Source organism: Streptomyces sp. NBC_01341 (genome assembly GCF_035946055.1).
Classification (GTDB): domain Bacteria; phylum Actinomycetota; class Actinomycetes; order Streptomycetales; family Streptomycetaceae; genus Streptomyces.
In genome coordinates, this window is record NZ_CP108364.1 from 5678627 (window position 1) to 5704870 (window position 26244).

The 26244-nt window shown below is 71.0% G+C and carries 28 protein-coding genes; 20 read left to right on the forward strand and 8 right to left on the reverse strand.

Features of this window, described 5'->3' with window-relative positions:
• Positions 1 to 234 precede the first annotated feature (234 nt).
• Together OG206_RS24915 and OG206_RS24920 are read left to right on the forward strand one after the other, a co-directional pair.
• Positions 235 to 1188, forward strand: a complete 954-nt coding sequence (locus OG206_RS24915) for a heme o synthase (protein ID WP_327119762.1) — start codon at positions 235 to 237, stop codon at positions 1186 to 1188.
• A gap of 95 nt (positions 1189 to 1283) precedes the next feature.
• Complete coding sequence (locus OG206_RS24920) at positions 1284 to 1649, forward strand: hypothetical protein (protein WP_327119764.1); 366 nt, start codon at positions 1284 to 1286, stop codon at positions 1647 to 1649.
• 85 nt (positions 1650 to 1734) lie between these two features.
• Here OG206_RS24920 and OG206_RS24925 read toward each other — a convergent pair whose 3' ends face one another.
• The 3 genes from OG206_RS24925 to OG206_RS24935 form a co-directional block, all read right to left on the reverse strand.
• Positions 1735 to 2715: a COX15/CtaA family protein gene (locus OG206_RS24925; protein ID WP_327119766.1), complete on the reverse strand. Its 981-nt coding sequence runs from the start codon at positions 2713 to 2715 to the stop codon at positions 1735 to 1737.
• An 80-nt stretch (positions 2716 to 2795) separates the two neighbouring features.
• Entirely contained in the window at positions 2796 to 3563 is a 768-nt protein-coding gene (locus OG206_RS24930) for an ABC transporter permease (protein ID WP_327119768.1), read from the reverse strand.
• The gene (locus tag OG206_RS24935) at positions 3560 to 4486 is read right to left on the reverse strand and encodes an ABC transporter ATP-binding protein (protein ID WP_327119770.1); all 927 of its coding nucleotides are present in this window, start codon (positions 4484 to 4486) and stop codon (positions 3560 to 3562) included. The genes OG206_RS24930 and OG206_RS24935 overlap by 4 nt, the downstream gene beginning before the upstream one ends.
• A 234-nt stretch (positions 4487 to 4720) precedes the next feature.
• On the opposite strand from OG206_RS24935, the gene OG206_RS24940 reads away from it, so the two are divergent.
• From OG206_RS24940 to OG206_RS24985, 10 genes are all read left to right on the forward strand, one after another.
• Positions 4721 to 5470 (forward strand): helix-turn-helix transcriptional regulator, encoded by a 750-nt coding sequence (locus OG206_RS24940; protein WP_327119772.1) that lies wholly within the window; start codon positions 4721 to 4723, stop codon positions 5468 to 5470.
• Complete coding sequence (gene sufB, locus OG206_RS24945) at positions 5467 to 6888, forward strand: Fe-S cluster assembly protein SufB (protein ID WP_327119774.1); 1422 nt, start codon at positions 5467 to 5469, stop codon at positions 6886 to 6888. Before OG206_RS24940 ends, sufB begins: the two co-directional genes overlap by 4 nt.
• Positions 6889 to 6955: 67 nt before the next feature.
• A complete protein-coding gene (gene sufD, locus OG206_RS24950) occupies positions 6956 to 8137 on the forward strand; it encodes a Fe-S cluster assembly protein SufD (RefSeq protein ID WP_327119776.1) in 1182 nt (393 codons plus the stop codon).
• 1 nt (position 8138) lies between these two features.
• Positions 8139 to 8456, forward strand: a complete 318-nt coding sequence (locus OG206_RS24955; RefSeq protein ID WP_014156911.1) for a bifunctional 3-phenylpropionate/cinnamic acid dioxygenase ferredoxin subunit — start codon at positions 8139 to 8141, stop codon at positions 8454 to 8456.
• Between the two features lie 7 nt (positions 8457 to 8463).
• A complete protein-coding gene (sufC, locus tag OG206_RS24960; RefSeq protein ID WP_327119793.1) occupies positions 8464 to 9228 on the forward strand; it encodes a Fe-S cluster assembly ATPase SufC in 765 nt (254 codons plus the stop codon).
• Positions 9225 to 10493 (forward strand): cysteine desulfurase, encoded by a 1269-nt coding sequence (locus OG206_RS24965; protein WP_327119795.1) that lies wholly within the window; start codon positions 9225 to 9227, stop codon positions 10491 to 10493. Before sufC ends, OG206_RS24965 begins: the two co-directional genes overlap by 4 nt.
• Positions 10494 to 10519: 26 nt before the next feature.
• Positions 10520 to 10975, forward strand: a complete 456-nt coding sequence (gene sufU, locus OG206_RS24970) for a Fe-S cluster assembly sulfur transfer protein SufU (RefSeq protein ID WP_327119797.1) — start codon at positions 10520 to 10522, stop codon at positions 10973 to 10975.
• Complete coding sequence (locus OG206_RS24975) at positions 10972 to 11310, forward strand: metal-sulfur cluster assembly factor (protein WP_093539690.1); 339 nt, start codon at positions 10972 to 10974, stop codon at positions 11308 to 11310. Before sufU ends, OG206_RS24975 begins: the two co-directional genes overlap by 4 nt.
• A 140-nt stretch (positions 11311 to 11450) precedes the next feature.
• Entirely contained in the window at positions 11451 to 12845 is a 1395-nt protein-coding gene (locus tag OG206_RS24980) for a hypothetical protein (RefSeq protein WP_327119799.1), read from the forward strand.
• Between the two features lie 95 nt (positions 12846 to 12940).
• Positions 12941 to 13306, forward strand: coding sequence for a VOC family protein (locus OG206_RS24985; RefSeq protein WP_327119801.1), 366 nt, complete (start codon positions 12941 to 12943; stop codon positions 13304 to 13306).
• 49 nt (positions 13307 to 13355) lie between these two features.
• On the opposite strand, the gene OG206_RS24990 is transcribed toward OG206_RS24985, so the two are convergent.
• Positions 13356 to 14417 carry a hypothetical protein gene (locus tag OG206_RS24990; protein ID WP_327119804.1) on the reverse strand — a complete coding sequence of 354 codons (1062 nt, stop codon included), beginning with the start codon at positions 14415 to 14417 and terminating at the stop codon, positions 13356 to 13358.
• Positions 14418 to 14669: 252 nt separating this feature from the next.
• Here OG206_RS24990 and OG206_RS24995 point away from each other — a divergent pair, with 252 nt between their 5' ends.
• The gene (locus tag OG206_RS24995; protein ID WP_327119806.1) at positions 14670 to 14990 is read left to right on the forward strand and encodes a DMT family transporter; all 321 of its coding nucleotides are present in this window, start codon (positions 14670 to 14672) and stop codon (positions 14988 to 14990) included.
• Entirely contained in the window at positions 14990 to 15541 is a 552-nt protein-coding gene (locus OG206_RS25000; RefSeq protein ID WP_327119808.1) for a TetR/AcrR family transcriptional regulator, read from the forward strand. Before OG206_RS24995 ends, OG206_RS25000 begins: the two co-directional genes overlap by 1 nt.
• On the opposite strand, the gene OG206_RS25005 is transcribed toward OG206_RS25000, so the two are convergent.
• The gene (locus tag OG206_RS25005; RefSeq protein WP_327119810.1) at positions 15527 to 16426 is read right to left on the reverse strand and encodes a winged helix-turn-helix transcriptional regulator; all 900 of its coding nucleotides are present in this window, start codon (positions 16424 to 16426) and stop codon (positions 15527 to 15529) included. The genes OG206_RS25000 and OG206_RS25005 overlap by 15 nt on opposite strands.
• 86 nt (positions 16427 to 16512) lie before the next feature.
• On the opposite strand from OG206_RS25005, the gene OG206_RS25010 reads away from it, so the two are divergent.
• Positions 16513 to 17739, forward strand: coding sequence for an MFS transporter (locus OG206_RS25010; RefSeq protein WP_327119812.1), 1227 nt, complete (start codon positions 16513 to 16515; stop codon positions 17737 to 17739).
• Complete coding sequence (gene dapD, locus OG206_RS25015; protein WP_327119814.1) at positions 17736 to 18734, forward strand: 2,3,4,5-tetrahydropyridine-2,6-dicarboxylate N-succinyltransferase; 999 nt, start codon at positions 17736 to 17738, stop codon at positions 18732 to 18734. Before OG206_RS25010 ends, dapD begins: the two co-directional genes overlap by 4 nt.
• Here dapD and dapA read toward each other — a convergent pair.
• Positions 18731 to 19618 carry a 4-hydroxy-tetrahydrodipicolinate synthase gene (gene dapA, locus OG206_RS25020; RefSeq protein ID WP_327119816.1) on the reverse strand — a complete coding sequence of 296 codons (888 nt, stop codon included), beginning with the start codon at positions 19616 to 19618 and terminating at the stop codon, positions 18731 to 18733. The genes dapD and dapA overlap by 4 nt on opposite strands.
• A 153-nt stretch (positions 19619 to 19771) precedes the next feature.
• On the opposite strand from dapA, the gene OG206_RS25025 reads away from it, so the two are divergent.
• From OG206_RS25025 to OG206_RS25040, 4 genes are all read left to right on the forward strand, one after another.
• The gene (locus tag OG206_RS25025) at positions 19772 to 20446 is read left to right on the forward strand and encodes a DUF4232 domain-containing protein (RefSeq protein WP_327119818.1); all 675 of its coding nucleotides are present in this window, start codon (positions 19772 to 19774) and stop codon (positions 20444 to 20446) included.
• Positions 20447 to 20804: 358 nt separating this feature from the next.
• Positions 20805 to 22271, forward strand: coding sequence for a hypothetical protein (locus OG206_RS25030; RefSeq protein ID WP_327119820.1), 1467 nt, complete (start codon positions 20805 to 20807; stop codon positions 22269 to 22271).
• 170 nt (positions 22272 to 22441) lie between these two features.
• Entirely contained in the window at positions 22442 to 23920 is a 1479-nt protein-coding gene (locus OG206_RS25035; RefSeq protein WP_327119822.1) for an alkaline phosphatase PhoX, read from the forward strand.
• A 381-nt stretch (positions 23921 to 24301) separates the two neighbouring features.
• Positions 24302 to 24532 carry a hypothetical protein gene (locus OG206_RS25040; protein WP_014156926.1) on the forward strand — a complete coding sequence of 77 codons (231 nt, stop codon included), beginning with the start codon at positions 24302 to 24304 and terminating at the stop codon, positions 24530 to 24532.
• Positions 24533 to 24664: 132 nt separating this feature from the next.
• Here OG206_RS25040 and OG206_RS25045 read toward each other — a convergent pair whose 3' ends face one another.
• Both OG206_RS25045 and OG206_RS25050 read right to left on the reverse strand, forming a co-directional pair.
• Positions 24665 to 25876, reverse strand: a complete 1212-nt coding sequence (locus OG206_RS25045) for a TerD family protein (protein ID WP_327119828.1) — start codon at positions 25874 to 25876, stop codon at positions 24665 to 24667.
• Between the two features lie 64 nt (positions 25877 to 25940).
• Positions 25941 to 26174 carry a hypothetical protein gene (locus OG206_RS25050; RefSeq protein ID WP_327119830.1) on the reverse strand — a complete coding sequence of 78 codons (234 nt, stop codon included), beginning with the start codon at positions 26172 to 26174 and terminating at the stop codon, positions 25941 to 25943.
• Positions 26175 to 26244: the final 70 nt, after the last annotated feature.

Consider the following 26244-nt stretch of genomic DNA (forward strand, 5'->3'; position numbering starts at 1 on the left):
CCGGGCATTGTCGAGCCTACCCCTGTGTCAAGGGCGTGCTTCTGCCCTTTCCACGGTGCGGCCGACCTGCGGAGTTCGCCTCCCGTATGAGCGCCGTCGTTCACTTCTGCGCCACCCCAACACGACCCCACCCCCGCGAAGAGCGGCGTACGCCCAACGTCTACAGTGGACTGGTTCGCGCAAGTCATTACCGGGTCCCCGTGCCCGGAGCTTGCTGGGATTTCTCTGTCAGGGGTGTGCGTGACGGCCGTCGAGTCCCGACCCGCAGGGGTCGCCTTGACTCCGAGCCCAGTGGGCCATCGCCCGTTCGGGGCCCGTGTCAAGGCATTTGTGGCTCTTACCAAGCCGCGCATCATCGAGCTGCTGCTCATCACCACCGTTCCGGTGATGTTCCTCGCCGCTCAGGGCGTGCCCGATCTTTGGCTCGTAGTGACCACCACCATCGGCGGATATCTCTCCGCGGGCGGTGCCAATGCACTCAACATGTATATCGACCGCGACATCGACGCGCTGATGGACCGTACGTCGCAGCGTCCGCTGGTCACCGGCATGGTGAGTCCCCGCGAGTGCCTGGCCTTCGGAATCACCCTCGGGGTGATTTCCACGGTCTGGTTCGGACTGCTCGTCAACTGGCTCTCCGCAGCCCTCGCGCTGGGCGCACTCCTGTTCTATGTCGTCGTCTACACGATGCTGTTGAAGCGCCGTACCTCGCAGAACATCGTCTGGGGCGGAATCGCCGGCTGCATGCCGGTACTCATCGGCTGGTCGGCCGTGACCAATTCGCTGTCGTGGGCCGCTGTCATTCTTTTCGCGGTCATCTTCTTCTGGACACCGCCGCACTACTGGCCGCTGTCGATGAAGGTCAAGGACGACTACGCCCGGGTCGGCGTCCCGATGCTTCCGGTCATCGCGTCCAACCGGGTGGTGGCCCGCCAGATCGTCATCTACAGCTGGGTGATGGTCGCGGTCTCACTGCTGCTCACCCCACTGGGCTACACCGGCTGGTTCTACACCCTGGTGGCCGTGCTGACCGGCGGCTTCTGGCTCTGGGAGGCGCACGGCCTGCAGAACCGGGCCAAGTCCGGCGTGACGGGCGCCAAGCTCAAGGAGATGCGGCTCTTCCACTGGTCGATCACCTACGTCTCGCTCCTCTTCGTCGCCGTGGCCGTGGACCCCTTCCTGCGGTAACCGCGCACAGCACTCCGCCGACGGGCGGGGGACGTGGCCGAAGCCACGCCCCCCGCCCGTCGCCCGTCCATCTACCCGTCGGTAGCATCCTGTCCATGGCAGAGACGGCAGAGACCCGGACCCAGTCGGACGACAGCAGGCAGGCGGCCCGCGCGGAGCGCAGGGCCGCGAGGCTCGCGAAGCAGATCGGCGCCTTCGCCCGGGCGCACGGCGGCGCCGAGGGGCAGCTCGCCCACCTCGGCCAGGCGGGCACCCGCATCGTGCTGGTCGGTGAGGACGGTGGCTGGGGCGACCTGGTCGCTCCCTCCTACGCGGTGGCGGAGAGCGCCGCGCGGAAGGCCGGCATCACGGTCCACGAGGACTTCGACGGCGACTTCGCGGCGAGGGTCCGCACCGGCCCGTACGAGTGGTCCCGGATGGCGGGCATCCAGGTCGGCGGACCGTCCAACAGCAAGGGCTGAGCACCCGGCCGGGCTCCTGCGGGTACGCGACGGCCCCCCGTCCGCCGGACGGGGGGCCGTCGCCGTGCTGTGAGGGAGGGGCCGGTCAGTGCGCGGCGGCGGGCTCCGGCAGGTCCCCCGTCGCCGGCGCGGGAACATCCGGTCCGGCGACGGGACGCTCGCGCAGCGACAGCAGCAGGCGCAGCACCGCGACCCACAGGAGGGACGACCCGAGCATGTGCAGGCCGACCAGGACCTCGGGTACGTCGTTGAAGTACTGCACGTAGCCGATCCCGCCCTGCGCGAGCAGCACGATCAGCAGGTCGCGAGCGCGGGCGCGGGTGTCCGCGGGGGCGTCCACGACGCGCAGGGCGAACCACATCGCGACGGCCAGGAGGCAGACCACCCAGGCCGCGACGGCGTGCACGTGCGCGGCGTCGCTCCAGTCCCACGGCATGCGCGGTACGTCGCTGCTGTCCCCGGCGTGCTTGCCGGAACCGGTCACGGTGGTGCCCAGCGCGATCAGGACGACCGTCACCGCGACGACGGCCCAGCCCAGCCGGCGCACCGGGAGCGGTGCGCGGGGGCGCGGAGCCGTGTCGCCCTCGCCCATCCGTACCCAGGTGATGACGGTGACCGTGAGCAGGCAGTTGGCGAGCAGGAAGTGCCCGGCCACCGACCAGGGGTTCAGACCCGCCCAGACCGTGATCCCGCCGATGACGGCGTTGCCCATCACCAGCCAGAACTGCGACCAGGCCAGGCGGCTGAGACCCCGCCGGCGGGGCTTCACGGAGCGCGCCGCGATGATCGCCCAGCCGACGGCCGCGCACAGGACGTAGGTGAGCATCCGGTTGCCGAACTCGATGGCACCGTGCAGTCCCTGTTCGGGGGTGGCGAAGAGGCTGTCGTCGGTGCACTTGGGCCAGGTGTCGCAGCCCAGGCCGGAACCGGTCAGGCGGACCGCACCGCCCGTGATGATGATGAAGACGCTCATCACCACCGCGGCGAGCGCGGCGCGTCTGGCCGTCCTCACCGACGGCGTCCAGCGCTTGGCGATGAAGGAGAGGGGGGTTTCCACGCGCCCCATCGTAGGGAACGGCTTGTGCATGTTTTCACGAGGGGTGGGCATTCCCGGGTGAGCCCGGACATCTCCCTGGCCCCGGCCGCTCACTCCCAGCGGAAGAACCGCGCCGCCGCTCCCAGCCCCAGTACCGCCCACCCGGCCAGGACCGCCGCGTCGCCCCAGGGCATCGCCGCGCCGTCCAGCAGGACGTCCCTGAGGCCGCCGGAGAGCGCCGAGATCGGCAGCAGCCCGAGCACCGACTGCGCCGCGTCCGGGAACCTGTCCGGCGGCACGATCACCCCGCCGCCGACCAGGAGCAGCAGGAAGACCAGGTTGGCGGCGGCCAGTGTGGCCTCGGCCTTCAGCGTCCCGGCCATCAGCAGGCCCAGCCCGGAGAAGGCGACGGTGCCCAGCAGCAGGAGCAGCACCACGGCGAACGGGTTGCCGTCCGGTGACCAGCCCAGCGCGAAGGCGATGACGGTCAGCAGGACGATCTGCAGGACCTCGGTGACCAGGACCGAGAGCGTCTTCGCCGTCATCAGGCCCCAGCGGGGCAGCGGCGAGGCGCCCAGCCGCTTGAGTACCCCGTAGCGCCGCTCGAAGCCGGTCGCGATGGCCTGGCCCGTGAAGGCCGTGGACATCACGGCGAGCGCGAGGACGCCCGGGGCGAGGAAGTCGACCGGCTCGCCCGCACCGGTGTCGACGATGTCGACGGTGCTGAACAGCACGAGGAGCAGCGTGGGGATGACCACGGTGAGCAGCAGCTGCTCACCGTTGCGCAGGAGCATCCGCGTCTCCAGGGCCGCCTGGGCGGCGATCATGCGGGACAGCGGGGCGCCGCCGGGGCGCGGGGTGTACGTACCGGCGCTCATGCGCGCAGCTCCTTGCCGGTCAGTTCGAGGAAGACGTCCTCGAGGGTGTGCCGCTCCACCGCGATGCCGTCCGGCATCACGCCGTTCTGGGCGCACCAGGTGGTGACGGTCGCCAGCAGCTCGGGATCGATCCGCCCGGTGATGCGGTAGGCGCCGGTCGTGAGCTCCGCCGCCTCGCTGCCGTCCGGCAGCGCCTTCAGCAGCGAGGCGAGGTCCAGTCCGGGCCTGCCGGTGAAGCGCAGGGTGTTCTCGGCGCCGCCCCGGCACAGCTGCTCCGGGCTGCCCTGGGCGATGACCCGTCCGGCGTCGATGACGGCGACGTCGTCGGCGAGCGCCTCGGCCTCGTCCATGAAGTGCGTGGTGAGGACGACGGACACGCCGTCGGCCCGCAGCTCGCGGACCAGGTCCCACGTGGAGCGCCGGGCCTGCGGGTCGAGGCCCGCCGTCGGCTCGTCCAGGAAGACCAGCTCGGGGCGGCCGACGACGGCCATGGCCAGGGCGAGGCGCTGCTGCTGGCCGCCGGAGAGCCGCCGGTAGACGGTACGGCCGCAGCTGCCGAGCCCGAGGCGCTCGACGAGCGCGTCGACGTCCAGCGGGTGGGCGTGGAGCCTGGCCGTGTGGCGGAGCATCTCGTCGGCTCGCGCGCCCGGGTAGATGCCGCCGGACTGCAGCATCACCCCGATGCGGGGGCGGAGCGCGGCCGCGTCGGCGACGGGGTCGAGGCCGAGGACCCTCACGGTCCCCGCGTCCGGGCGCCGGTAGCCCTCGCAGGTCTCGATCGTGGTGGTCTTGCCGGCGCCGTTGGGGCCGAGGACCGCGGTCACCGTGCCCGCCGAGATCTCCAGATCGAGGCCGGCCACCGCCGTTTTCGTGCCGTACCGCTTGACAAGGCCCCTGGCCTGTACGACGGGCTCGCTGCTCATGGCGGGCAATTCTAGGTGGGCCGTCCGGGGGCCCGGCGCGCCGGGTTCCCACGGGTCTCCCGGACGCTCCGGCCCGCACGGCGGGCTGCCGGCCGGGAGCGCCCTCACCTGCGCGGAGCTGCGGTGATCGACTGTTTCCGCAGGTCAACTTAGGTACGCCTAAGTGATGAAGGGCACCGCTCCCGGTCCGGGGGTGGGTTGTCACGTCCGAAGGAATTACGCAACAATGGCGTTGTGAAATACGTGGGCGAGGCTCCCCAGGAGGAACTCGCGACCGGTGAGCGCTCGACGCGCAACCGGGTCGCGCGGTCCATCCTGGACCACGGCCCTTCCACGGTCGCCGACCTGGCCAAGCGCGTCGGGCTGACCCAGGCCGCCGTACGCAGGCACCTCGACGCCCTCGTGACCGACGACGTGGTCGAGGCCCGCGAGCAGCGGGTGTACGGAGCCAGGACCCGTGGCCGGCCGGCCAAGGTCTTCGCGCTCACCGACTGCGGCCGGGACGCGTTCGACCAGTCCTACGACAAACTCGCTGCCGACGCGCTCCGCTGGATCGCCGACACCGCCGGGGACGAGGCGCTCGTCGCCTTCGCCCGCGCCCGGATGGCCGCCCAGTACGAGACGTACCGCGCCGTCGTCGAGGCCGCCGCCCCCGAATCGCGCACCGAGGCCTTGGCCAAGGCCTTGTCGGCCGACGGGTACGCTGCTACGGCGCGCAGCGCGCCGGGGCCCCGGCAGGGCGAGCAGTTGTGCCAGCACCACTGCCCCGTCGCGCACGTCGCCGAGCAGTTCCCGCAGCTGTGCGAGGCGGAGACGGAATTCTTCTCCAGCCTGCTCGGGACCCACGTACAGCGCCTCGCCACCCTCGCCCACGGCGACGGGGTGTGCACGACGTTCGTTCCGCGCGGCAGCCCCACATCACCACAGACTTCACAGACCACTCATTCAGCATCCGCAAGCACGGCCGGGAGGAACCCCGCATGACGCTCCCCACGGAGACTGCCCACCCTGAGCTCGATGGCCTGGGCACGTACGAATTCGGCTGGGCCGACTCCGACGCGGCAGGCGCGGCGGCGAAGCGCGGCCTGTCCGAAGCTGTCGTCCGCGACATCTCGGAGAAGAAGAACGAGCCGGAGTGGATGCTCAATCTCCGGCTCAAGGGTCTCAAGCTGTTCGGCAAGAAGCCCATGCCGAACTGGGGCTCGGACCTGTCGGGGATCGACTTCGACAACATCAAGTACTTCGTCCGGTCCACGGAGAAGCAGGCCGAGTCCTGGGAGGACCTGCCCGAGGACATCAAGAACACGTACGACAAGCTCGGCATCCCGGAGGCGGAGAAGCAGCGCCTGGTCGCCGGTGTCGCCGCGCAGTACGAGTCCGAGGTGGTCTACCACCAGATCAACGAGGAGCTCGAGGCGCAGGGTGTCATCTTCATGGACACCGACACCGCGCTGAAGGAGCACCCGGAGCTCTTCAAGGAGTACTTCGGCACCGTCATCCCCGTCGGTGACAACAAGTTCGCCTCGCTGAACTCCGCCGTGTGGTCCGGTGGCTCCTTCATCTACGTGCCGAAGGGCGTGCACGTCGAGATCCCGCTCCAGGCCTACTTCCGTATCAACACGGAGAACATGGGCCAGTTCGAGCGGACGCTGATCATCGTCGACGAGGACGCCTACGTCCACTACGTCGAGGGCTGTACCGCGCCGATCTACTCCTCGGACTCCCTGCACTCCGCGGTCGTCGAGATCATCGTGAAGAAGGGCGGCCGCTGCCGCTACACGACCATCCAGAACTGGTCGAACAACGTGTACAACCTCGTCACCAAGCGTGCCGTGGCGTACGAGGGCGCGACCATGGAGTGGGTCGACGGCAACATCGGCTCCAAGGTCACCATGAAGTACCCGGCCGTCTACCTGATGGGCGAGCACGCCAAGGGCGAGACCCTTTCCATCGCTTTCGCGGGCGAGGGCCAGCACCAGGACGCCGGCGCCAAGATGGTGCACATGGCGCCGAACACCTCCTCCAACATCGTCTCCAAGTCGGTGGCGCGAGGCGGCGGCCGTACCTCCTACCGCGGTCTGATCGAGATCGGCGAGGGCGCGCCCGGCGCCAAGTCCAACGTGCTGTGCGACGCGCTGCTCGTGGACACCATCTCCCGCTCCGACACCTACCCCTACGTCGACGTCCGCGAGGACGACGTGTCGATGGGGCACGAGGCGACGGTCTCCAAGGTCTCCGAGGACCAGCTCTTCTACCTGATGAGCCGCGGCATGACCGAGTTCGAGGCCATGGCGATGATCGTGCGCGGCTTCGTCGAGCCGATCGCCAAGGAGCTGCCGATGGAGTACGCCCTCGAGCTCAACCGGCTGATCGAGCTGCAGATGGAGGGCTCGGTCGGTTAGTACGGCCCCGCCGTCCGCCGACCGTCCCCGAGAGTTCTTGACTGAGAAAGCGAGCACTACGACAGCCATGGCTGAGGCTCAGAACATCCCTGCGGGCTCCACCACCGCCGGGTCCATCGCGGTGGCGGCCGAGTCCACCGTCGCCACGCGCATGAGCGCGCCCCCGTCCTTCGACGTCGCGGACTTCCCCGTCCCGCACGGCCGCGAGGAGGAATGGCGCTTCACGCCGCTGGAGCGGATGCGCGGCCTGCACGACGGCACCGCCGTCGCCACCGGCGACGGCGTCAAGGTCGTCATCGAGGCGCCGTCCGGCGTCACGGTCGAGACCGTCGGCCGCGACGACGCGCGGCTCGGAAAGGCCGGCACGCCGGTGGACCGGGTCGCCGCGCAGGCGTACTCGTCCTTCCAGCAGGCCTCGGTCGTCACCGTCGCCAAGGAGGCCGTGCTCAGCGAGCCGATCCGGATCGCCGTGCACGGCCAAGGCGGTGTGGCCTACGGCCACCAGGTCATCGAGCTGGGTGCCTTCGCCGAGGCCGTCGTCGTCATCGACCACACCGGTGACGCCGTGCTCGCCGCCAACGTCGACTACGTCCTGGGCGACGGGGCGAAGCTGACCGTCGTCTCCGTCCAGGACTGGGACGAGAAGGCCGTCCACGTCGCCCAGCACAACACGCTGGTCGGCCGCGACGCCTCCTTCAAGTCGATCGTCGTCACCTTCGGCGGCGACCTGGTCCGCCTGCACCCGCGGATCGCCTACGCGGCCCCCGGCGGCGAGGCCGAGCTGTTCGGGCTGTACTTCACCGACAAGGGCCAGCACCAGGAGCACCGCCTCCTCGTCGACCACAACGCCCCGCACTGCAAGTCCAACGTCGCCTACAAGGGCGCCCTGCAGGGCGACGGCGCACACGCGGTGTGGATCGGTGACGTGCTCATCCAGGCGGCAGCCGAGGGCACCGACACCTACGAGATGAACCGCAACCTGGTTCTGACCGATGGCGCCCGGGTCGACTCCGTACCCAACCTGGAGATCGAGACAGGCGAGATCGTCGGCGCCGGCCACGCTTCGGCGACCGGCCGCTTCGACGACGAGCAGCTGTTCTACCTCCAGTCCCGGGGCATCCCGGCGGAGGAGGCCCGCCGGCTCGTCGTGCGCGGCTTCTTCGCCGAGCTGGTCCAGCAGATCGGTCTCCCCGACGTCGAGGCCCGGCTTCTCGACAAGATCGAGGCCGAGCTGAAGGCGTCGGTCTGACATGGCCTTCGTCAAAGCCTGTGCGCTGAGCGAGCTGGAGGACGACACCCCGAAGCGGGTGGAGCTCGACGGCACGCCGGTCTCCGTCGTCCGCACGGAGGGCGAGGTGTTCGCGATCAACGACATCTGCTCGCACGCGAACGTCTCGCTGTCCGAGGGCGAGGTGGAGGACTGCGCGATCGAGTGCTGGCTGCACGGATCGAGCTTCGACCTCCGCACCGGCAAGCCGTCCGGTCTTCCCGCGACGCGCCCCGTCCCCGTATATCCCGTAAAGATCGAAGGGGACGATGTGCTCGTCTCCGTCACCCAGGAGTCCTGAGTCACCCATGGCAACGCTTGAAATCCGCGACCTGCACGTCTCCGTCGAGGCCGACAACGCCACGAAGGAGATCCTCAAGGGCGTCGACCTGACCGTGAAGCAGGGCGAGACGCACGCCATCATGGGCCCGAACGGGTCCGGCAAGTCCACCCTCGCCTACTCGCTCGCGGGTCACCCCAAGTACACGATCACGAGTGGCACGGTGACCCTGGACGGCGAGGACGTCCTGGAGATGTCCGTCGACGAGCGGGCCCGCGCCGGCCTGTTCCTGGCCATGCAGTACCCGGTCGAGATCCCCGGGGTCTCGGTCTCCAACTTCCTGCGCACCTCCGCCACCGCCGTCCGCGGCGAGGCCCCCAAGCTGCGGACGTGGGTCAAGGAGGTCAAGGAGACGATGGCCGAGCTCCAGATGGACCCGTCCTTCGCCGAGCGCAACGTCAACGAGGGCTTCTCCGGCGGTGAGAAGAAGCGTCACGAGATCCTTCAGCTGGAGCTCCTCAAGCCGAAGATCGCCATCCTCGACGAGACCGACTCCGGCCTCGACGTCGACGCCCTGCGCGTCGTGTCCGAGGGCGTCAACCGGGTGCGCGAGCGCGGCGAGGTCGGCACCCTGCTGATCACGCACTACACGCGGATCCTCCGCTACATCAAGCCCGACTTCGTGCACGTCTTCGCCAACGGCCGCATCGCCGAGTCCGGTGGCGCCGAGCTCGCCGACAAGCTGGAGAACGAGGGCTACGAGGCATATGTGAAGGGTGGCGCTTCCGCGTGACTGACGCCCGACAGGGGCTCTCCGGCCTCCTCGACACCGAGGCGATCCGCAAGGACTTCCCGATCCTGGACCGCACGGTCCACGACGGCAAGAAGATCGTGTACCTGGACAGCGCGGCGACCTCGCAGAAGCCGCGCCAGGTCCTCGACGCTCTCAGTGAGTACTACGAGCGGCACAACGCCAACGTCCACCGCGGTGTGTACACCATCGCGGAGGAGGCCACCGCGCTGTACGAAGGCGCCCGCGACAAGGTCGCCGCCTTCATCAACGCACCCAGCCGCAACGAGGTGATCTTCACCAAGAACGCCTCGGAGTCGCTCAACCTCGTCGCCAACATGCTCGGCTGGGCGGATGAGCCCTACCGGGTCGACAGCGACACCGAGATCGTCACCACCGAGATGGAGCACCACTCCAACATCGTGCCGTGGCAGCTGCTCTCGCAGCGCACCGGCGCGAAGCTCAAGTGGTTCGGCATCACGGACGACGGCCGGCTCGACCTGTCGAACATCGACGAGATCATCACGGAGAAGACGAAGATCGTCACCTTCACGCTGGTCTCCAACATCATGGGCACGGTCAACCCGGTCGAGAAGATCATCCGGCGTGCCCAGCAGGTCGGCGCGCTGGTCTGCATCGACGCCTCGCAGGCCGCCCCGCACATGGTGCTCGACGTGCAGGCGCTGCAGGCGGACTTCGTGGCCTTCACCGGTCACAAGATGGTCGGCCCGACCGGCATCGGCGTCCTGTGGGGGCGGCAGGAGCTCCTCGAGGACCTGCCGCCGTTCCTCGGCGGCGGCGAGATGATCGAGACCGTGTCGATGCACTCGTCGACGTACGCGCCGGCTCCGCACAAGTTCGAGGCGGGTACGCCCCCGATCGCGCAGGCCGTCGGCCTCGGTGCGGCCGTGGACTACCTCACCTCGATCGGCATGGAGAACATCCACCGCCACGAGCAGGCGATCACCCAGTACGCGGTGCGCAGGCTCCTGGAGGTCCCGGACCTCCGGATCATCGGACCGGCGACCGCCGAGGACCGGGGCGCGACGATCTCCTTCACGCTCGGCGACATCCATCCCCACGACGTGGGGCAGGTACTCGACGAGCAGGGCATCGCCGTCCGGGTCGGACACCACTGCGCCCGCCCGGTCTGCCTGCGGTACGGAATTCCTGCGACGACGCGAGCGTCGTTCTATCTGTACTCCACGCCCGCCGAGGTCGACGCCCTGGTGGACGGGCTCGAGCACGTGCGGAACTTTTTCGGTTAGATGGCAGAGCGGCTGAGGGTTGACTGGTGAAGCTTGATTCCATGTACCAGGAAGTGATCCTGGACCACTACAAGCACCCCCACGGGCGTGGCCTGCGGGACGGCGACGCCGAGGTGCACCACGTCAACCCGACGTGCGGCGACGAGATCACGCTCCGCGTGAAATACGACGGCGAGACCATCGCCGACGTCAGTTACGAGGGTCAGGGCTGCTCCATCAGCCAGGCCAGCGCCTCCGTGCTCAACGAGCTGCTCGTGGGCAAGGAGCTGGGCGACGCGCAGAGGATCCAGGAGGCGTTCCTGGAGCTGATGCAGTCCAAGGGCCAGCTGGAGCCGGACGACGCGATGGAGGAGGTGCTGGAGGACGCCGTCGCGTTCGCCGGCGTCTCCAAGTACCCGGCCCGGGTCAAGTGCGCGCTGCTGAGCTGGATGGCGTGGAAGGACGCGACGGCGCAGGCGCTGTCCGAAGGGAAGACGGCATGAGCGACAACGAGACTCTCACCACCAAGCCGGCCTCCGAGGAGGAGGTCCGCGAGGCCCTGTACGACGTGGTCGACCCCGAGCTGGGGATCGACGTCGTCAACCTGGGCCTGATCTACGGCATCCACATCGACGACGCCAACATCGCCACCCTCGACATGACGCTGACGTCCGCGGCGTGCCCGCTGACCGACGTCATCGAGGACCAGGCGAAGTCGGCGACGGACGGCATCGTCAACGAGCTGCGGATCAACTGGGTCTGGATGCCGCCGTGGGGTCCGGACAAGATCACTGACGACGGCCGCGAGCAGCTGCGCGCGCTCGGTTTCAACGTCTGATCCACGACGTCACGAACGGCTCCCGGCACCATGCCGGGGGCCGTCGTGCGTTGTTCGTGCTCCGTACGCGTGACGTGTGCACGCCGTTCGCACCGGAGCCCGAGCCTGCTCGTCGACACCACGCCGACGAGAGGCACGCAGTGCTGCATCAGCTTCCGTTCCAGAACCGCCGGGTGGCCCTTGCCGCGGCCGGGGCCCTCGCACTTGCCGCACTGGGTGGCAACATGCCCGCACACGCGGCGAGTTACGGCACCCCGACGATCACCCTCGCGGCCTCCTACCTGTCCGGCGCAGTGGGTGCGACGGGCGACCCCGTGGTCACCGTGACCGTCGCGCAGAGCGGCGCCGATGCCACGGCGCTCACCGTGGCCGCGTCCGCGAGCTCGAGGTCCTCCGTCGCCGGGACCTCCGACGTGACGGTTACGGGCACCGGCGCCACCCGCCAGGTCTCCGTCGCCGCACGCGCCCGGGGTTACACGGACCTCACCGTCAAGGTCACCGGGCTCGGCGGCAAGACGGCCACCAAGGTGCTGCACTACGCCGCGTCGGCCGCGGTGCAGAACTCCGCCGACACCCGCTACCCGACGGGTTCGTCCGACGCCTCGGCAGCCGTCGACGTCGGCGGCGGGTACGCGGTGGTGGCGGACGACGAGTCCAACACTCTGCGCCTGTACGACCTCGCGGTGTCCGGCGCGCCCGTGCGGACCTGGGACGTCGCCTCGAAGCTCGGGGTGAGCAAGGAGATCGACATCGAGGGGGCGGCCCGGGTCGGCGACACCGTCTACTGGACCGGCTCGCTCGGCAACAACAAGGACGGCGAGTACAAGGCCGACCGCAACACCGTCTTCACCACGACGGTCACCGGCTCCGGCGCCTCGACCCAGCTGACGGTCGGCCGCTCCTACAAGAAGCTGCGCGAGGACCTCGTGGCCTGGGACGAGGCGAACGGCGACCGGTTCGGCTTCGCCGCGGGCACCGAGGACGGTGAGGCACCGAAGCAGATCGACGGATTCAACGTGGAGGGGCTGGAGTTCGCGCCCGGGTCCACGACCACGGCGTACATCGGCTTCCGCGCGCCCCTCGTTCCGCCGAAGTCGGGCGGCAAGGCCCTGATCGTGCCGGTCACCAACTTCGACAAGGTGACCGGCAGCGGCGCGAAGGCCGTCTTCGGTACGCCGATCGAGCTGGACCTCGGCGGGCTGACCATCCGCGACATCCGGAAGAACGCCGCCGACCAGTACCTGATCGTGGCCGGCTCCTGGGAGGCGGACGACAACTCCGACCCGTACACCCTCTACGGCTGGGACGGGGTCGCCGGGCACGCACCGGTCCGGCGGGCGACCCTGCCCACCACCGACCCGGGCGGCTGGGAGGCCGTCGTCTCGGTGCCGGACCTGTCGGTCGCGGGTGCGCGGGCACAGGTGATCACGGACGCCGGTGCCGCGGACCTGTACGGGGACGACACGGAGGCCAAGGACCTGGACCACGCCGAGTGGAAGAAGTCCCGCGCCACGTGGTTCACCATCGGGAACTGACCGCCGGAGCCCGCTCGACAGGGTGATCACCGGAACAACGGCCGTGCCCGCCCCGTCTCTTGCGAGCCGGGGGGACCACCAGCAGACTGGCGGGCATGGCCGTTCGCTTGTACCAGCTCACCGTCGACACCCACGACCTGCCGTCCCTCGCCCGCTTCTGGTGCGGGGTGCTGGACTGGCGGATCCTCTTCGAGGACGAGGAGGAGATCGTCATCGGGGCCGACGAGACCGCGCTGCCTGGCATGTGCTTCGTCCCCGTGCCCGAGGGGAAGACGGTCAAGAACCGGCTGCACATCGACCTTTCCCCCGACGACCTGGCCACCGAGGTCGAGCGCGTCATCGCGCTCGGAGCCCGGCGGCTGGACGTCGGCCAGGGCGAGGACGTCACGTGGGTGGTGCTGGCGGATCCGGAGGGCAACGAGTTCTGCGTGCTCCGGCCCAAGAAGACGCTGCTGGACTGACCGCCCGGCCCCACGCGCGACGAACGCGGGGGTGGGGCCGGGCGGCGGATCACTCCTGCGGGGCACCGCCTGCGTGGGGCGGCGGCGGGGGCGGCGGTGCCGGAGCGCCGGCGGCCTCGGCCAGGACCGGGCCCAGGTTCTCCGTGCGGATGCGCCGGTCGACGTACAGCAGGCCCGTCACCAGCTGGGGGAACGTCGTCGAGATGATCTGGCTCACGAGCTGTCCCAGCAGCGCAGCGACCAGGTAGCCGCTCAGCGCGGTGATCACGGCCGCCGCGCTCGGGTCGTCGTCGAGTGACGCGGTGCCGAGCATGCCGGGGAAGATGCCGAGGACCGAGAACGGCATCTGTATGAAGTAGCCGGCCGTGGACGCCATCAGGCCGGCCAGGAGCGTGATGCCGAAGATCCGCCACCAGTCGCCGCGGACCAGTTGGGCCGAGCGGCGCAGTGCGGCGACGGGACGCTGTCCCTCGAAGACCACGACCGCCGGCGCCAGACAGAACTTTATCCAGAGCCAGGTGGCCACCGGCCCGGTCGCCAGGGCGCCGATGACGCCCAGCGTGATCGCCGTGACGGAGCCGCCGCTGCCGCCGCCGTCCATGGCGACCACGCTGATGATCACGCCGACGAAGGCGACGAGAAGGAGCATCATCGGCACGATCACGATCAGAGCCGTGAGGACCAGCGCGCCGATCACCGGCAAGACACGGGCCCAGGCCCTGCGCCACACGGTCCCGAAGGCGACGGGCCGGCCGAGGACCGCCTCCTGGAGCACCGCGGGCACCGCCGCGTACATCAGACCCGAGACCACCGACATGACCACGATGCCCAGCAGCACCAGGACGCCACCCGCGATCACCAGCGGCACGACGTCCGCCGACGTGGGGTCCTCTCCGTAGCCGACCGAGGTCAGCTCGGTCATGTGGTGCGCGACGGCGGAGTACGCCACGGCCACCGCGGCGGCCATCACCAGTGCCGCGCCCCCGTACAACGCGCCGGCCACGCCGAACAGTTGCTTCCAGTACTTCCCCATGGTCGAGAACGCCCCGTTCAGGACGTCCCCCAGCTTCAGAGGGGCGAGCGGTATCACCCCTGGCTTCGGCGGGGGCACCCAGCCGCCCCATCCCGGAGGTCCCCCGTACGGACTTCCGCCGTACGGTGCGCCCCCGTATGCGCCGCCGCCCCACCCTGCGTCCTGCGCCACTGCTACTCCGTTGTGTTGTTGCGATCCGATCATCATCCGGTCGTACCGGTGCGCACACCGTAGCGTCCCGAGGTGACCCCGGAACCCGTCCTGCCCGGTCACCGCAGGGATGAGGGGTCTTGCGTACGACCGTACGCAACGTTGTGTACGTTGGTACACATGGGATACGGACTGCTGGCCGCGGCCATCGCGGCAGAGGTGGCCGGCACGACGGCCATGAAGTACAGCGAAGGCTTCACCCGGCTCTGGCCCTCACTCGTGACGGTCGTCGGCTACGTGCTGGCCTTCGCCCTGCTCGCCCAGACGCTCAAGACACTGTCCATCGGCACCGCCTATGCCATCTGGGCGGGCACCGGCACCGCGGTGATCGCCGTCATCGGCATCCTCTGGATGGGCGAGTCCGCGAGCCTCCTCAAACTGGCGGGCATCGCGCTGGTGATCGCGGGGGTCGTGGTCCTCAACCTCGGAGGGGCGCACTGATGGCCCGCCGGTACGACCCCGAGCGGCGCGAACGCATCATCGAGGCCGCCATCCGCGTCGTCGCGGCCCGCGGAATCGGGGGGCTCAGCCATCGCACGGTAGCCGCGGAGGCCGACGTGCCGCTGGGCTCGACGACCTATCACTTCGCCTCGCTCGACGAGCTGCTGGTCGCGGCCCTGCGCAGGTGCAACGAGAACTTCGCCCGGACCGTCCGCGAGAGCGCGTACCTCAGCGACCCGGAGGTCCCGCTCGCCGACGAGCTGACGCGGCTGCTGGCGGAGTGGTTCGCCGGCGGGCGCGGACCGATGGAACTGGAATACGAGCTCTACCTCGCCGCCCTGCGCCGGCCCGCCCTGCGGCCGGTCGCCGCGGAGTGGGCCGACGGACTGGCCGAGGTCCTCGCCCGGCGCACCGACGCCGCCACCGCGCGGGCGCTCGTCGCCCTGCTGGACGGCATCAGCCTCCAGGTCCTGCTCACCGGGGGCGACTTCGACGCCGAGTACACCAGGGAGATGCTGTCGCGGGTCGCGGCAGGGTCACCCGGCCGCTGACCGGGCCCGTACGGAGCCCCGGCGCACGGCCTCCAGCGCCGCCCGCACGCTCGCCTCGATGTCCGGGACCGGGTACAGCGCCTCGACGACGGTACGGTCCCGGTCCACGACCAGCGTCAGCCTCTTCAGCCGGCTCACGCCCGCCACGCGGAACGTCGGGAGCCGCAGCGCCGCCGTGAGTGTCAGCCCGGCGTCGGACAGCAGCGGGAAGCGCAGCCCCTCCTTCTCCGCGAACGCCCGCTGCTCGTCCGGGCGCTGGGTGGAGACGCCGTGCACCGTCGCGCCCGCCGCGGTGAACTCGTCCAGCTGGTCGCGGTAGGTGCACGACTCCAGGGTGCAGCCGCTCGCCCCCGGGATCCCGGCCCAGCCCGGGGGATAGGCGTCCCGGCGGGCGTACGCGCTCGGGAAGCAGTACAGGACGGTGTACGGGGTGGCGGCGACGGGATCGCGCGACCCGCCCCCGTCGTCGAGCAGTTCGAGCGCGGGCAGCCGGGTGCCCACCAGGGCCCGTACGCGCGCCGCCTCGTCGGAGTCCTGCTCGGCCGTCGCCATCGTCTCCCCCTCTCCGAGCACCCAGGTGTCGCCCCAGTCCTGGAGTGCGATCAGCACCGGCAGCAGGGCGCGTCCGCGCGGCGTCAGCCGGTATTCGTGGCGGACCGGGCGGTCCTGGTAGGGCTGCCGGGACAGCACGCCGGCATCCGTCAGCAGACGCAGGCGCTCGGTCAGCACCTTGCGCGACACGCCCAGTTCCTGCTGGAGCGCGTCGAACCGGTGCACGCCGCGCGCGGCATCGCGCACGATCAGCAGAGTCCACCAGTCGCCCACGACGTCGAGTGCCTGGGCGATCGCGCAGTCGGCGTCGGCCAGGCTGGTGCGCTGCGGCACGGAGTCCGCCCTTCTTCTCGGTTGACCTGCGGGAGTGACACTGCCATAGTCCGTTCCCAAAAGGAACTCACCGTCGGGGGCACGGGATGGGCATGCTGCGCGACGTACCGGGGACGGTCCGGCTCCTGGCGTTCGGCGTCTTCCTCAACGCCCTCGTCAGCTTCACCTTCGTCTATCTCTTCGTCTACCTCACCGGGCCGCGCGGCCTGTCCGTCGCCGAGGCGGGGATGATCAGCGGAGTCGGCGGACTCGGTCTGGTCGCGGGGAACTTCACGGGTGGCTGGTTCGGCGACCGGTACGGCCACCGGCGGATGCTCCTCACCGGCGCCTGCGTGAGCGGCGCCGCCCTCGTCACCCTCCCCGCCCTGCCCCTCCCGGCCCTGTACGCGGTGCTGCCCCTCGCGCAGTACGCCACCGGGGTCGTCCGCGCGGCGAACGCCGCACTCGTCGCGGTCTCCGTCCCGCCCGGCGCCCGCCGCCAGAGCTTCGCCCTCACCCGCTTCGCGTCCAACGCCGGCTTCGTCGTCGGACCGCCGCTCGGCGCCCTGATCGCCGGCCGCTACTCCTACGACTGGCTCTTCCTGGCCGACGGCCTGGGCACGCTGCTCTTCGCGGCCTACGCCGCCGCCGTCCTGCCGGCCCGGGGCACCGCGCACTCGCACCCGGCGCACGACCCGCACGCCCCCGGACTGTGGAGCGAACTCCGGGCCCGGCCCGCGCTGCTCGTGCTGCTCGCCGCGATCGCCTGCGTCGACCTCGTCTACCGTCAGCAGTACTCCACGCTCCCCGTCTTCCTCGCCGACCACGGGTACAGCACCCCGTTCTACGGATGGCTGATCGCCGTCAACGGGGGCGTCATCCTCTGCCTCGAACTCCCCGCCGCGCACCTGCTGCGCCGACGGGCACCCCTCACCGTCGTCGGCGCGGGCCTCCTGCTGGTGGGACTCGGGTACGCGGTGCTGATACCGGGGGCGGGCGCGCTGTTCGCCGTAACGATGATGGTGTCCCTGACAGCGGGCGAGATCCTCTACAAGACGACGGCCACGGCCTACGTCGCCGACCAGGCGCCCGACCACGCCCAGGGCCGCTTCCAGAGCCTCTACGCCGGAGCCTCCATCAGCGGTCAGGTCCTCGGACCGCCCCTCGGCGGCGCGTTGTACACCGCCTCGCCCGCCCTGCTCTGGCCCCTGTGCGCCGCCCTCGCGTGCGGGGCGGGCGTCGCCGTACTGGCCGCTCGCCGTATGCGTGAACCCTCCCGGACGATGAGGCCGGTTCGCCCGCGCGGGCCCCGGGCGGCTAGGTTTCGGTCATGACCGACACGACTTCCCAGGGCTCCGCCCGCACCACCGGCGCCGTCGCCGCCGGCCTCGCCACCATCGCCGGTGACGGCACCGTCCTCGACACCTGGTTTCCCGCCCCCGAGCTCACCGCCGAGCCCGGCCCGGCCGGTACCCAGCGCCTGAGTCCCGAGGAGGCGGTGAACCGCCTCGGCGAGGGCGCTGCCCGGGCCATCGGTGTGGACGCCCGCCGCGGGGTGGAGATCGTCGCCGTGTCCACGGTCATCTCCTCGCTCGACGACAAGCCGCTCGACGCCCACGACACGTACCTGCGGCTGCACCTGCTCTCGCACCGCCTCGTGCAGCCCCACGGGCAGAACCTCGACGGCATCTTCGGCTTCCTCGCCAACGTGGCCTGGACCTCGCTGGGGCCGGTGGCCGTCGACGACCTGGAGAAGGTCCGGCTCAACGCCCGCGCGGAGGGCCTGCACCTCCAGGTCACCTCGGTCGACAAGTTCCCCCGGATGACGGACTACGTCGCGCCCAAGGGTGTGCGGATCGCCGACGCCGACCGGGTACGGCTCGGGGCGCACCTGGCCGCGGGGACGACCGTGATGCACGAGGGCTTCGTCAACTTCAACGCGGGCACCCTCGGCACCTCCATGGTCGAGGGCCGCATCTCCGCGGGTGTCGTCGTCGGCGACGGCTCCGACATCGGCGGCGGCGCGTCCACCATGGGCACGCTGTCCGGCGGCGGCAAGGAGCGCATCGTCATCGGGCAGCGCTGCCTGATCGGCGCGGAGGCCGGGGTCGGGATCGCGCTCGGCGACGAGTGCGTCGTCGAGGCCGGGCTCTACGTCACTGCCGGGACCCGGGTCACGATGCCGGACGGACAGGTCGTCAAGGCCCGCGAGCTCTCCGGCGCCTCGAACATCCTCTTCCGCCGCAACTCGGTCTCCGGTGCCGTCGAGGCCCGCCCGAACAACGCGGTGTGGGGCGGCCTCAACGACGTGCTCCACAGCCACAACTAGGACGTAGCGGCGATCAGTTCGTCGTAGATCCTGCGCAGCCCGTCGGTCGCCCCGCGATCGGCGGGCTGCAGCGGTTCGCGGACCGGCCCGGCGTCGAGCAGGGCCTTCGCCGTGACCGCACCCGGCAGGCCGGAGGCCATCATCGCCTCGACCAGGGCGATGTTGAGTCCGTTGAGGCGAGCGGCCTCCGCCGGGTCACCGGCGTCGAACGCGTCCAGGACGGCCCGCATCCGGCGCGGCGCCACGTTGGCGACCGTACTGACGTAGCCGGCGCCGCCCAGCGCGTGGAGCGGGAGGTTCAGTTCCTCGCAGCCCGAGTAGTACGCCAGCGAGGTCCGCGCCATGAGCTTCGTCGCCGCGAGCAGGTCGTAGGAACAGTCCTTGACCGCCACGACGCGCGGGTGTTCGGCCAGGCGAAGCAGGGTCGCCGGTTCGATCCTCGTGCCCGTGCGGCCGGGGATGTCGTACAGCATCAGCGGCAGGCCGGTGGACTCCGCGACCCGGAGGAAGTACGCCTCCACCGCCTCCTGAGGGGGCCGGCTGTAATACGGGGTCACCACGAGCAGCCCGTCCGCTCCCGCCGTCTCCGCGTCCCGGGCCAGACGCACCACGTGGCGGGTGTCGGGACCGCCGACCCCCGCCACGAGCGGGACGGCCGGGCCGACCGCCTCCCGGACCGCCCGCAGCAGGGCGTTCTTCTCCTCGTCCGTCGTGGTCGGCGACTCGCCCGTGGTGCCGCTGAGGACGAGTCCGTCGCAGCCGTCCGCGACCAGGCCGGCGGCGTGACGGCGGGCGGCGTCGAGGTCCAGGTCACCGGCGTCGGTGAACGGCGTGATCATGGCGCAGAGGGCGCGGCCGAAGGGCCCTCCCGTGTGGGATGTCATCTCCGCAGTCTCGGCGCACGTTCCGCGCGGGTCCACTCAGTTCTGCTCGGGGTGACGGCCAAGGAGCACTGAACGGTCGGGGAGTGGTACCGGCGCGTCTGACATGATCGAACGCAGGGGTGACGAACCGTTCCAGGGGTGGGGTACACGGCGATGCGCTTACGGAAAACGATCTCGGCCGTCGCGCTCGCGGCAGCGGTGGCGGCACTCTCCGGTTGCGCCGGATTCCTCGTTCCCGCAGGCGAGGGGGAGCCGGAGAGGACATCGACCCCGACCCGTACGGCGCACCGGGCGCCCAGTCCGGGCGCGGGGGCGGTGCCGGACACGCCACGGCCCGGCACCTCGCAGGACGGGCCCTCGTCGGACGTGCCCTCGCAGGGCGTGACGGAGCCCGGCGCACCGGCGGCCGGCTGTCCCGCCTCCGGCGCGGTCGTGGACATGGGGCCGGTCGAGACGGCGATGTTCCACCGTGCCGTCGTCCTCACCCTCACCAACTGCGGCGACCGGCCCTACCGTGTCCACGGTTATCCGTCCGTCCGCGTCCTGGACGGGGACGGCAAGCGCCTTCCCGTCCCCGTGAACCCGGGCGGCTCGATGTTCGGCAACGACGAAGGGCCCGAGGAGATCACGCTGCGGCCCGGCGGCAGCGTCCGGTCCACCCTGGCCTGGGTCTCCACGGAGGAGGGCGGTGATCTCATCGAGGCGGATGCCCTGGAACTCGCCGCCGCACCGGACGCGGGCGCGCGGGTCCACCCGCTGGAGGGCCACGACGTGCGCCTGATGGACGAGTTGAACACCACTGCCTGGCGGCGGGGGACCGCCGGCTGAAGGCCCGTGGCATCGAACCGGTGGCATCGCGGGGCTCTTCCACGTGAGGACCGACGGGGCAACGGAGTGCCCAACTACGCGGCAGGCAGACCGTGCAGGCCATGCCGGCCCCTCCGCCGGACCCTGCGGCGGGGGCGGATCGAGGGGTGCCCCCGTGGTGGTGACGGGCACCCGGCCGCCTGGCCCCGAGGGGTGCCACGGTCCGTTGTCGGGCACCTCCGCCCGGTGACGGGGAGGCCCCTCGGCGGAACCGGGCGGCACGGGACGAAATGCGTCTACGCTGGGGCGGCGGCCCGGACCCGATGGCACGGGATCCGCCCCGCACACCGCCCGCGCACGCCCCGAGGAGAACCCCCAGATGTCCGCAGAGCGCCCCTCCCTGCCGCCGGTGCGGCTGCACACCGAGGCCGAGCTGGCACGGGACGCGCTGGCCGCTCCGCTGCTCGTCCGCGCCGTCCGGCTCGCCCGCTGGGCGGGACCCGCGACCCGGGTGGGCGCGGGCGGCGAACTCGTCGACGCACAGCTGCCCGAGGCGGCCGAGCACCTCGGTCTCGCCGCTGACGAGGACGGTGCCGCCTACGCCAGCGAGGCGTGGCGCCTCGCCGTCGACACGGGACTCGTGGACGTGGAGGACCCGCCGGACGCGGAGGAGGACGGGATGGCGGAGGGCACGGCCACCGCCGGGGAGAACCTGGCCCTGCTGACCTCCGGATCCCCGCAGGACGTCCTCTCGATCTGGCTCGACGCCCTGGACGCTGTCCACGCGGACGCCACCGCCCCGGCCTTCGACGACTTCGCGGACCTCATCGGCGAGGACGGCAGCGTCGACTTCGACGCCCTCGACTGGGACCCGGAGGCCGAGGCCGACCTCCTCGACGGGGTGCTCGGCAACCTCTACCTGCTGACCCTCTCGGAGGCCGGGCCCGCCGACGCCCCGGTACCGCTGCCCGCCCTCGCCGCCTCCGTGGTGGTGCCCGACGACATGGACGAGCCCACCGACGACGTCCTGGAGCAGGTCTCGGAGGCCATGATGCGGTTGGACGACCAGTTCCGGGTCCTGGAGCCCATCGGGATCGTCGAGTACGTGCCGGTGGACGAGACGCTGCTGACCGAGGAGGGGGATGAGGCGTCGCCGCCCGTCGACGACGAGGACGTCACCCGCTACGGGATGGTGAAGCTGACTCCGCTCGGCCTCTACGGCATCCGCGAGCGGATGCTGGAGGCCGGAGTGGACGCCCCGGCGGTCGGGGACCTCGCCGACAAGGGTGCCGACGCGCTCCTCGACGGCATCGCCCACTATCCCGAGGACGCCGCGCGCACCGAGATCGGGCTGTGGCTGGGCGGGCGCGGGGCCGACGGGGCGCAGGCCGCCGCGGCCGAGCTCCTTGACGCGGCGCGTGGCGCCGACCGGCGCGCCCCGCTGCGCAGGCTCCACTGCCAGCAGGCTCTCGCCCTCGCCGGGGCCGACGCGGAGCCCGCAGTCCGGGCGGTGCTCGACGACCCCGAGCTCGGCGGCCTCGCGCGGGTCTGGCTCGCGGAACGCGGAGCGGCCGACGTGCCCGCGCCCCCGGAGTCGATGATCTTCTGGCTGGCCGTCGACACGATCGCCGCGCAGCTGGACGCCGAGGGTGACATGGACGAGCTCCAGGAGCTCGTCGAGGGACTCTCGGGCCAGCACAGCGGGTTCTTCGACGAGGCGTGGCGGGTGGACCACCCCGCGACGGCCGAGGTGCTGGAGGCGATGGGACGGCTGCACCGCGACCGCAAGAGCGCGAAGGACGCCCGTAAGGCCGCCTTCAAGGCCCGCTCCCGCGGCAAGGGCTGAGTGCCGGGGGACGAGTTCGGACCGGGCGGGCCCAACCGGTTTGTGCGCAAACGCCGTTCGGCTTGGCGCACAGGTCCGCCCGGCGTCGCGCGTCGTTCAACTCCTGTTGGTGCGGCGGGTGGAGTGTGTACGCGCCAGCCCACCCGGTCATGCAACAGCAGGAGTCCGCGATGTCGTTCACGCGCAGGGAATTCACCAGACAGTCCGCTCTGACCGGCGCCGGTATCGCCCTGACCGGAGCGGTGGGCGCCCTGGCCACGGCTCCGGGCGCTCTGGCGGCCGAGGACGCGCGCCACGGCCACGACGGTCACGGGCACGACGGACACGGTCATGGCGGGCACGACCACGGCGGGAAGCTGGGCTACGGCCCGCTGCTCCCCGACCCGAAGGGCCTCCTCGCGCTGCCCGCCGGCTTCTCGTACCGCGTCATCACCCACAGTGGCGTCACGAAGCTGGAGACAGGGGAGGCGACCCCCTCCAACCACGACGGCACCGCCGCCTTCGAGGGTGCCCGCGGCGTCACCCTCCTGGTCAACAACCACGAGCTGAGCGGTACCCGGGCCGGCTGGGAGCACCCCGTGCCGCTCACCGAGGGCCTCGTCTACGACCCGGTCGCCGCCGGCGGCTGCACCGTCGTGGAGACCCGCCGTGACGGCCGCACCGCCGAGTGGGTCGGCATCGCGGGCACGTCGACCAACTGTGCCGGTGGCAGCACGCCGTGGGACACCTGGCTGACCTGTGAGGAGACCGAGGACAGGGCGGGGAAGAACGGCCTGCTCAAGGACCACGGATACGTCTTCGAGGTCGACCCCTACGACAAGCGGGCCAACCGCGACCCGCGTCCCGTCAAGGCCTTCGGCAGGTACGCCCACGAAGCGGTCGTCATCGACCCCAAGCTCGGGCACGCCTACCTCACCGAGGACGCGTCGGGCCCCAACGGACTGCTCTACCGCTGGGTGCCGCCGCACGGCTTCACGCACGGCCGCGGCAAGCTGCGCACCCTCGCCGACGACGCGGGCGTCCTGCAGGCAACCCGCTGCTTCGACAAGAACGGCACGTTCGTCGACGACCTGTCCCGCGCCACGGAGACCGGCACGGTGTACGGCGTGGACTGGGTCGACGTACCCGACCGTGACGCGAGGACCGTCTCCGTGCGCAAGCAGTTCGCCGAAGGCCAGGTCACCCGCGCCCGCAAGCTCGAGGGCATGTGGTGGGGCGACGGCGGCACCTACATCGTCTCCTCGTTCGCCCGCGGCGAGAGCCCGGTCGCGCACGACGGCCAGGTCTGGTTCTACGACCCCAAGCGCCGCACGCTGACCCTGAAGGTCCTCCTCGGCGTCAATGCCGACCCGTCGAAGGACGGCGCACTCGACGGTCCGGACAACATCACCGTGTCGCCCTACGGTGGTCTCGTCATAGCCGAGGACGGGGAGGGCGTCCAGCACCTCTTCGGTGCGACCGAGAGCGGCCGCACCTACCCGATCGCGCGCAACGAGCTGAACGACGGCACGGCGGAGGAACCGTCGTACAGCGAGTTCACCGGGGTCACCTTCTCGCCGGACGGGAAGACGCTGTTCGCCAACATCCAGACGCCGGGCATCATGCTGGCCATCACCGGCCCGTGGAAGCGGCAGCCCGACAAGCACTGACACGTTTCGGGCCCTGTGCGGTGCGTGAGGGGTTCCTCGCGCGCCGCACAGGTGTTCTCCTCGCGGATGGACCTGCCGGAGGGCGGGGGCCGAGCGGGTGGCGGCGGGACCGGCCGTTCGGGTTCATCCGGGTCCTCGCGGGCGGGCCCCGCGTGCCGGGCCGTGTGCGTTCGGCGGGGTGACGGGGCACCGGCCGGCGGCGGGCGTGAGCAGCCACACCTTCGGGGGCTTCGCGGTGCGGCGTTCCGCACACTCCCCCCGCGGCGGGCCGTCCGGACCGGGCCCCGGCGCGGAACCGCTGATTACGAATCCGGCACTACTGACCGCTCCGGAGCGGTCGGGCATGGCGTCGGGGGCTTACAGGGCGCATACTCGACCGTAATGAAACAGTCAGCCGGTTCCCGGCGTCACCTGCCTTCCAGTCCCTTCAACCGCCCGGCCCAGGCGGCCCCACCGGTCGAATGCTTCGATGTGGGCGACAGGGTGTCGCACGACCAGTTCGGACTCGGCCGAGTCCTCGCTGTCGAGGGCGACAACGACGCAGTGCTCATCGACTTCTCGGGGCGACAGGGGAGGATCCTGAGCCCGTACTCCAAGCTGACCAAGCTCTGAGGAGGAGGACGAGCACGCAACGCGTCCGACCGGAGAATCTCCGGATCCGGGGCACCTGAGGGGAAACCCGTCGGGTGCCCCGGAAGCCGTTTCCGGGGCACCCGGACGCCGTCTCCGGCGCCCGCTGACGGGCTACAGGGCCTTGGCCGCCGGCTTGACCATGCCCCGGACGGTCCGCGACTTCACGAACTCGCCCATGGCGGTCATCTCCCACTCGCCGGAGAACTGCTTGATCAGCTTGGCCATCATCACGCCGGTCTGCGGCTCCGCGCCGGTCAGGTCGAAGCGGACCAGCTCCTCGTCGGTGGCAGCGTCGATCAGCCGGCAGTACGCCTTCGCGACCTCGCTGAACTTCTGCCCGGTGAACGAGTTGACCGTGAAGACCAGGCCGGTCGCGTCGGCGGGGATCCGGCCGAGGTCCACGACGATCACCTCGTCGTCGCCCGCACCCTCGCCCGTGAGGTTGTCGCCGGAGTGCTTGATGGCGCCGTTCAGGATGGAGAGCTTGCCGAAGTAGCAGCTGTCCAGGTGCTTGCGGTCGGGGCCGAAGGCGATCACCGAGGCGTCCAGGTCGATGTCCTTGCCGCGGAACGCGGGTTCCCAGCCGAGGCCCATCTTGACCTGGGACAGCAGCGGCTTCCCGCCCTTGACCAGGGACACCGTCTGGTTCTTCTGCAGGCTGATCCGGCCCTTGTCCAGGTTGATCCTGCCGGAGCCTGCGGGGGCGGGCGGCGCCGGTGGTGCCGGGGGAGCGAGCCGGGGGTCCAGGGGCGCGGCCGTCGGCGGTGCGGCGGGCGGCGACTGGGGAGCCGCGGCGGGGGCCGGCGGCGCGGCGGCCGCGGGCTCCTCCACCGTGACGCCGAAGTCCGTGGCGATGCCGGCCAGGCCGTTCGCGTAGCCCTGGCCGACCGCGCGGGCCTTCCAGGCGCCGTTGCGCAGGTAGACCTCGATGACCACCAGCGCCGTCTCGCCGCCCAGCTGCGGCGGGGTGAAGGTGGCGAGCACACTGCCGTCGTCGGCGTTGCGCACGGTGGCCGTGGGCTCCACGCCCTGGAAGGTCTGGCCCGCCGCGTCGGGGCTCGCCGTCACGACGATCTTCTCGATGCCCGGGGGGACCGCCGTCGTGTCCACCACGATCGCGTCCGGTGCCGAACCGCCACCGGAGCGGTAGGTCACACCGGGGCCCGAGGGCTGGTTGTAGAAGATGAAGTCGTCGTCGGAGCGCACCTTGCCGTCGGCGGTGAGCAGCAGGCCCGAGACGTCGAGCCGCACGGGGGCGGCGACGTCCACCGCCACGCGGACGGCGGAGAGAGGGATGTTCGAGCCGGGGGTCATTGCGGTCATGCACGGGGTAACGAACGACCCGGCTTTGCCGTTCCCTTACCTTTCGTCGCTTGCTCCGTACGGCTCAGCGGCCGCCGCGGGCACGGTTGCGGGGGTGGTCGCGGGCGGTGCGCTCGTTGCCGTGCTTGTACGCGCCCGTCCAGCGCGCCATGACCAGCTGGGCGTCCCCCGACGTCACTTCGGCCAGGAACTTCTCCGCCCGGCCGCCCCGCAGTGTGCCGGCCGGACGTCCTTGGTGGGTGATGGTGACGCTCGCGTCGCCGTGCTGCTCGTACTGGAATCCACAAGGTTTCGGCATGGCCGTATGGTGCCCGCCCGGCCGCCCCGCGTCGCGCGGATTTACGGGGCCCGCCCGCCCCGGCGGGGGC

What these genes read in the sequence shown, in the direction of transcription:
- OG206_RS24920 (WP_327119764.1), top strand. Translation starts at nt 1,284, where the DNA reads ATGGCAGAGACGGCAGAGACCCGGACCCAGTCGGACGACAGCAGGCAG.
- OG206_RS24925 (WP_327119766.1), bottom strand. Translation starts at nt 2,715, where the DNA reads ATGGGGCGCGTGGAAACCCCCCTCTCCTTCATCGCCAAGCGCTGGACG.
- OG206_RS24930 (WP_327119768.1), bottom strand. Translation starts at nt 3,563, where the DNA reads ATGAGCGCCGGTACGTACACCCCGCGCCCCGGCGGCGCCCCGCTGTCC.
- OG206_RS24935 (WP_327119770.1), bottom strand. Translation starts at nt 4,486, where the DNA reads ATGAGCAGCGAGCCCGTCGTACAGGCCAGGGGCCTTGTCAAGCGGTAC.
- sufB (WP_327119774.1), top strand. Translation starts at nt 5,467, where the DNA reads ATGACGCTCCCCACGGAGACTGCCCACCCTGAGCTCGATGGCCTGGGC.
- sufD (WP_327119776.1), top strand. Translation starts at nt 6,956, where the DNA reads ATGGCTGAGGCTCAGAACATCCCTGCGGGCTCCACCACCGCCGGGTCC.
- OG206_RS24955 (WP_014156911.1), top strand. Translation starts at nt 8,139, where the DNA reads ATGGCCTTCGTCAAAGCCTGTGCGCTGAGCGAGCTGGAGGACGACACC.
- sufC (WP_327119793.1), top strand. Translation starts at nt 8,464, where the DNA reads ATGGCAACGCTTGAAATCCGCGACCTGCACGTCTCCGTCGAGGCCGAC.
- OG206_RS24975 (WP_093539690.1), top strand. Translation starts at nt 10,972, where the DNA reads ATGAGCGACAACGAGACTCTCACCACCAAGCCGGCCTCCGAGGAGGAG.
- OG206_RS24985 (WP_327119801.1), top strand. Translation starts at nt 12,941, where the DNA reads ATGGCCGTTCGCTTGTACCAGCTCACCGTCGACACCCACGACCTGCCG.
- OG206_RS24995 (WP_327119806.1), top strand. Translation starts at nt 14,670, where the DNA reads ATGGGATACGGACTGCTGGCCGCGGCCATCGCGGCAGAGGTGGCCGGC.
- OG206_RS25000 (WP_327119808.1), top strand. Translation starts at nt 14,990, where the DNA reads ATGGCCCGCCGGTACGACCCCGAGCGGCGCGAACGCATCATCGAGGCC.
- OG206_RS25010 (WP_327119812.1), top strand. Translation starts at nt 16,513, where the DNA reads ATGGGCATGCTGCGCGACGTACCGGGGACGGTCCGGCTCCTGGCGTTC.
- dapD (WP_327119814.1), top strand. Translation starts at nt 17,736, where the DNA reads ATGACCGACACGACTTCCCAGGGCTCCGCCCGCACCACCGGCGCCGTC.
- dapA (WP_327119816.1), bottom strand. Translation starts at nt 19,618, where the DNA reads ATGACATCCCACACGGGAGGGCCCTTCGGCCGCGCCCTCTGCGCCATG.
- OG206_RS25025 (WP_327119818.1), top strand. Translation starts at nt 19,772, where the DNA reads ATGCGCTTACGGAAAACGATCTCGGCCGTCGCGCTCGCGGCAGCGGTG.
- OG206_RS25030 (WP_327119820.1), top strand. Translation starts at nt 20,805, where the DNA reads ATGTCCGCAGAGCGCCCCTCCCTGCCGCCGGTGCGGCTGCACACCGAG.
- OG206_RS25035 (WP_327119822.1), top strand. Translation starts at nt 22,442, where the DNA reads ATGTCGTTCACGCGCAGGGAATTCACCAGACAGTCCGCTCTGACCGGC.
- OG206_RS25040 (WP_014156926.1), top strand. Translation starts at nt 24,302, where the DNA reads ATGAAACAGTCAGCCGGTTCCCGGCGTCACCTGCCTTCCAGTCCCTTC.
- OG206_RS25045 (WP_327119828.1), bottom strand. Translation starts at nt 25,876, where the DNA reads ATGACCGCAATGACCCCCGGCTCGAACATCCCTCTCTCCGCCGTCCGC.
- OG206_RS25050 (WP_327119830.1), bottom strand. Translation starts at nt 26,174, where the DNA reads ATGCCGAAACCTTGTGGATTCCAGTACGAGCAGCACGGCGACGCGAGC.